General features: G+C 41.7%; 5 protein-coding genes. All 5 read left to right on the forward strand.

Annotated features, from left to right (window positions below; genetic code table 11):
* The first annotated feature begins 473 nt into the window (after nt 1-473).
* Complete coding sequence (locus F8R90_RS19455) at nt 474-1,379, forward strand: hypothetical protein (protein WP_196512047.1); 906 nt, start codon at nt 474-476, stop codon at nt 1,377-1,379.
* A gap of 14 nt (nt 1,380-1,393) precedes the next feature.
* Nucleotides 1,394-3,316: an Hsp70 family protein gene (locus F8R90_RS19460; protein ID WP_196512048.1), complete on the forward strand. Its 1,923-nt coding sequence runs from the start codon at nt 1,394-1,396 to the stop codon at nt 3,314-3,316.
* 182 nt (nt 3,317-3,498) lie between these two features.
* Entirely contained in the window at nt 3,499-3,696 is a 198-nt protein-coding gene (locus F8R90_RS19465; RefSeq protein ID WP_196512049.1) for a hypothetical protein, read from the forward strand.
* 54 nt (nt 3,697-3,750) lie between these two features.
* Nucleotides 3,751-3,876, forward strand: coding sequence for a hypothetical protein (locus F8R90_RS33490; protein ID WP_269141775.1), 126 nt, complete (start codon nt 3,751-3,753; stop codon nt 3,874-3,876).
* A gap of 323 nt (nt 3,877-4,199) precedes the next feature.
* A partial coding sequence (locus tag F8R90_RS19470; RefSeq protein WP_196512050.1) for a glycoside hydrolase family 31 protein occupies nt 4,200-5,510 on the forward strand: 1,311 nt, incomplete at its 3' end.

The following is a 5,510-nucleotide window of genomic DNA, read 5'->3' on the forward strand; positions in this document are numbered from 1 at the left end:
GTGTGTGCACGCCGAATTTCTCTGGCTTTTGCTGAACCCTTTTTGACTAGAGCCAGTAGTTCTTCCCTCTGTGATTCACTCAGATTAATTTGATACTTTTTGCTCATACACCCTTTTTCCTTCTTCTGCGATCGCTTGTCTGCTTGTGAATACCAATGCATCCACATTGCTATTTAATCACACTTGATTATAACCCCGCAAAATTAATGGGACAGACCACTAGTAATTTGCAATCAATGGTTAGGCAATGAGTGGCGTTCAAACGCTCCAGTGAAACCTCATCAGCAGTCTAGGCGTGATCTCAACTATATGCAAGATTTCTCCATAACATTGAGCGTAATTTTCCAGTCAACAAATGCTGGAACCACACAACTTAGCTTAATTACATCAGTCATCATATGATTACAGGTTGAAATCAGCAGACAATTGCTGATTTCAACCCTATTAGTAACGTTAAAGTCTTACTCAACGCAATGAAAACAATAACTTCACTTTTTAGCGAAGAACGCAACCAACTCCAGACAGATATTGATAACACAACCAACATTGAGGAGATAGTTAAGCTAGTTCAGAACCGACTTGATAATCTCGAAAGAATTTACATTGAAAAGCTTAATTTGGCTCAAGTTCGTCTGGCTTCCTTTTTCCTAGATACGCTGCGGCAATCCATCGCCACTCTTGCTGCGGCTAACTATTCTCAAGTTGATTCAACAGAGCGAAAGCAATTTACTAACTCAGGTACAAAGTTTTTTTCCAGCAGATTAATTCTGAAACTGCTAAAGGGACTAATTTATCTAGGCATCTTAGGTTCGTTATTCTCCTTAACTAAAACTACCCCAGGTGCATGGATGGCTATCTTACTAACCTCTCTACTTCTTGGGCTAGAAGTTGTGCTTCAACTCGACTTAAACAATCAGCAAAATTCCATGTCTCAAGAGCTATTGGAATTACCTCAACCTATGCTCCAGGTTGATAGCAAAGTATTTTTAGATCATCTTGGCGATGCTCTTAACACTATCGACCTAGCAGTCGCTAGAGTAGAAGAATGGAATAAACATGAAGGCGACCTAGCAATAGAAGAACTACCAGAGCTATTGAATTTTCTGCAAAGGCTAATGGGCGCATCAAAACTTGATAAACCCCAAATGGCTTATGAACTTGCGAAACTTCTGCCACAGATTTTAATGTCTCAGGGAATTAACGCTCAAATTTATCGACCAAATGACCCTCACAGCGATCGCGATTATTTTGACTTTGAGCCAAGTATCGACCCCGATACCAAAGAACACGTGACTCTAACTCCTGCTTTGTTAAAAGGCGATCGCTTGATTCGGCGCGGTCGAGTAATTGAGCCAGCATATTCCTCTGCTAGAGAATAATAGACAATAAGGGTATGGAAATTTTAGAAACAATTGGTTTTGATTTGGGGCATGGTGAAACGGCTGTAGCTAAAGCGATCGTGGAAAGCATCGACCCCCCCCAGATGCTGGAAATTAACAACAAGAAGAACCAAATTACAGCCCTTGGTTGGCATCCCAAACTAGGTTATCTTGTCGGCGAACAAGCATTAATTCAAGCTGGCGTTACCCAACTGACAATTTCTTTCAAGCAAAAACCCAACAACGATCCCAAATATCGGGAAACAATTAGCACTTTTGTGGCAACCTACTACCGCCTTTTGAAAGAAAGCAAACAACTTGAAGGTGGGGAAGGTAGCTATTTTTACATTGGTTGCCCTTCAGGATGGTCAGTTAGCGATCGCACCGAATACCAAAAGCTGCTTCAAGAAGCTGGTATTCCCCAACTAAATGTTGTACCCGAATCGCGGGCTGCTTTCATGCAAGCCAAGGAAGCCGGAAAACTGGAGTATGACAAACTTGTTGCATCGGTGCTAATTGTCGATATTGGTTCTTCAACCACAGATTTTACTCTGGTTAAGAGCTTAGAAGAGATCCCGATAGATTTCGGTAGTAATACTTTAGGTGCATCCCTAATTGACAAGGCTATTTTTGCTCGGACTCTCGCCAACCACGAACAAAAAGCATTACTCGAAAAAGTATTTAAGGAATATCCGCATCACCAAGCTCGTTGTGAACTTGCTTGCCGCAAAGCTAAAGAAGATTACTTTTCAAATGAACAGCTATACAGCGATCCTGAATCCTTTGCGCGTGGCTTCGAGTCGATCAACGAACAGATTTATTTTATTCCCCAAGTGAATAAATTGATGATGGAGGAAATTTTAAACCAGCCCTTACCGGAACTGGGGCATGATAGTTGGGTGCGATCGTTTCACGACTCTTTAAAGGAGGCAAAAGAAAAGCTAGAAAAACTTGGAATTGTGCCGAAACTTTTGCTGATGACTGGCGGTGCATCTCGGATGAAGTTTACGCACTTTCTTTGTCAGGAAATGTTTCCCGAACCAGAAACGCTGCTTCGGCCTGATCCTGAACCGGAACGTTGTATTGCACTGGGTTTAGCACGAGTAGGACGATGGGATCTGCGTGCTGCTGCTTTTAAAGAAGAAGTCAACAAACTATTTACCTCGAACAAGCTCAAAGATTTGATTAAAAGGCATATCCCGGAGTTAATTGAATCACTAACTAAGCCTTTGACAGATAGCTTGATTATCAACGCGGTTAAACCAGGTTTAAAAGACTGGCAAAAAAATAAAATACGAACTTTAGCAGATTTGGAAACATCTTTAATCAGTCGTGCAGAACAGTGGCTCAAAAGCGATCTCGCTGTGCAGATAATTAATCATCAATGCGCCTCTTGGTTTAGCAATAAAATCCAACCCGATTTAGCCGCACAAACCGATCCAATATGTCGAAAGTTTCAGATACCTAGAAGTAGCTTAAGGTTTAAGGATAGCATTGACCCAAATTTTGTTAACCCAGAGTTACGAATTGGAGATGCTATCCTGGCTGAAACAGTGGGCTTTATTGTCAATGTAGTAATTGGTGGAGGCACTGTAGCTAGCATCATCACTCTCATCCTAACTGGACATTTAACCTGGCCTATTGCATTAGTATATGGAGCTTCAGTGATGGCGGCAGGAATGGAGCTAAATCGCAAGAGTGTTCAAGAAGTAATCAAGACAAATGTGGATGTACCTAGTTGGGTTCGTTCTAGTTTTTTGAGTGATAGAAAAATCGAGGAGATGTGTGAGCAAATAAAGCCTGAGTTAGAGAAAGTTCTTCAAGAACAACTGACAGCAGATCAAGAGGCTTTTGATAAACTGATTAGCAAAGTTGAGCAAGGGCTTCAAAAAACCCTTTCTACCAAAGTTCAATCTTGCATAATTCTGATTCAATAGCAGTGATATATGCCCGTAAAAAATTCTGATCGCATCGTCTAATTTCTATTAATCGGTAGCGGAACCAGAGTGCTGGCATAATGCAAAAGTCAGAATTTTAGATTTTTTAAATAACGTTCATCTACTCAATTTTAGGTATATCATTCCAGATACAAGCGCAATCAAGCAATCAAGTTATGTGATTGAATGCAGCACAAGGTTTGGAAAATATGGTATCGTTCCATCAACCAGTGTGGGAATTGTCCATTGAAGGTGTCTATGAATCACTAGGAACCACTATTAATGGCTTAACTGAATATCTGGAGTTTGGACTAATTTGGATTCAACCAGCAATTAAGAGAACAGCAAGACAAAGTTACCCAACTTCCTGGAGAAACTGAGTCAAGTTGAATCATGAGAAAATCAGCCGAAACTAAGCAGCAGTTGAGTCAGCTTTGTTAAGTAATGTTCAACCTGAATTCTTAAAGAAAAAGTTGCTATGGGAGAAGCGATCGCTTCAACTTGCCGCAGAAATGAAGGGCGATCGCACTCCTCATAATCTTTACCCAGAAAATGTTTAGGGGATTTTGATAAGTTATTTTTGATGCAGTGTGAAAAACCGGAATCTAGATTTTATAAGGCTTTGAGAATTGTGTTTAAAAATCCGGGATTAACAATGTACCCAATGCATTGGCATTGTAGGGTATTGCCAATGCATTGGGTACGAATTAATAAAATTCTGTATTTAGTGTGGTAAAGACACAAGCTTGTGTGTTACAAAAACCACTCTTGCCAAAAAATATCTGCTAATCTTTCACTCAACTTCTAGCGAAAGAAAGAGTTTGAGGCTAAGTATCTCTGTAATCATGAATGCGGACAAGTGTTAACCCTCTTAATAAGTGATATGCCGCAATATTTCGGAAAACTACCCACTACTAACCAACCTTGGACAACTGTTAGTAATGTAAAAGCTATAACCTGGGACAATAATATTATTAATTTTGATTGTGGCGACTCACGCTTTACCGTCAGCGTACTTGCGCCTAATTTAATCCGCGTGCGTTTTGCACCAACAGGGCAATTTGTGCCCCGCCGCTCTTGGGCAGTGACGCTAGATGATGGAGAATGGGCGACAACACCTTTTGCAGTCCGGGAAACTGAAGCAACGGTAGAAATTGAAACAGCGCAGATTCGTGTGTGCGTCCAGCGAGAAAAGTGCCGCATCGCCTGTTTTGATAAAGCTAATCGTCCTTTTGCTCAAGATGCAGAGATGGGTATAGGTTGGCGGATGGGTGCAGTTGCAGGATGGAAAGAAATTGCAGCCGATGAACATTTCTATGGTTTTGGTGAACGCACAGGCTTTCTGGATAAACTCAGCGAAGTAAAAACCAACTGGACAACGGATGCCTTAGATTATGATGCACTGACTGATGAAATGTACCAAGCAATTCCATTTTTTATGGCTTTGCGCCCAGAGTTAGGCTACGGCATCTTTTTCAACACTACTTTTTGGAGTCAGTTCGATATCGGTGCTGAACAGCCAGGTATTTGGAAGATGGAAACTCGTGGCGGGGAGTTGGATTATTACATTATCTACGGCCCCGAACCAGCCCAAATCCTGGAGACTTACACTCAGCTAACTGGGAGAATGCCATTACCGCCTAAATGGGCGCTAGGTTATCACCAATGTCGCTGGAGTTACGAATCAGAAACCGTTGTACGGGAACTGGCGCAAGAATTTCGTCAGCGCCGCATTCCCTGCGATGTTATTCACTTGGATATTGACTATATGCGGGGTTATCGGGTGTTTACTTGGAGTCCTCAACGCTTTCCCAACCCGGCAAAACTCATTAGTGATTTAGCAGAGGATGGTTTCAAAACAGTCACAATCATCGATCCTGGTGTGAAATATGAACCAGAAGCCAACTATCACGTTTTTGACCAAGGATTAGAAAACGATTATTTTGTGCGTAAAGCTGATGGTGCGTTGTTTCACGGTTACGTTTGGCCTGAGAAAGCTGTTTTTCCTGACTTTTTACGTCCTGAAGTGTCTAACTGGTGGGCTGATTTACACAAAAGCCTAACTGATATTGGAGTGGCAGGAATTTGGAATGATATGAATGAACCTGCCATAAACGATCGCCCTTTCGGGGATGATGGTGAAAAGATTTGGTTTCCGCTAGATGCACCGCAGGGGGGTGAGGAGGCTGTCTCT

Origin of the sequence: Nostoc sp. NZL (assembly GCF_015714705.1) — a bacterium.
In the GTDB taxonomy this organism is placed as follows: Bacteria; Cyanobacteriota; Cyanobacteriia; order Cyanobacteriales; family Nostocaceae; genus Nostoc; species Nostoc foliaceum_A.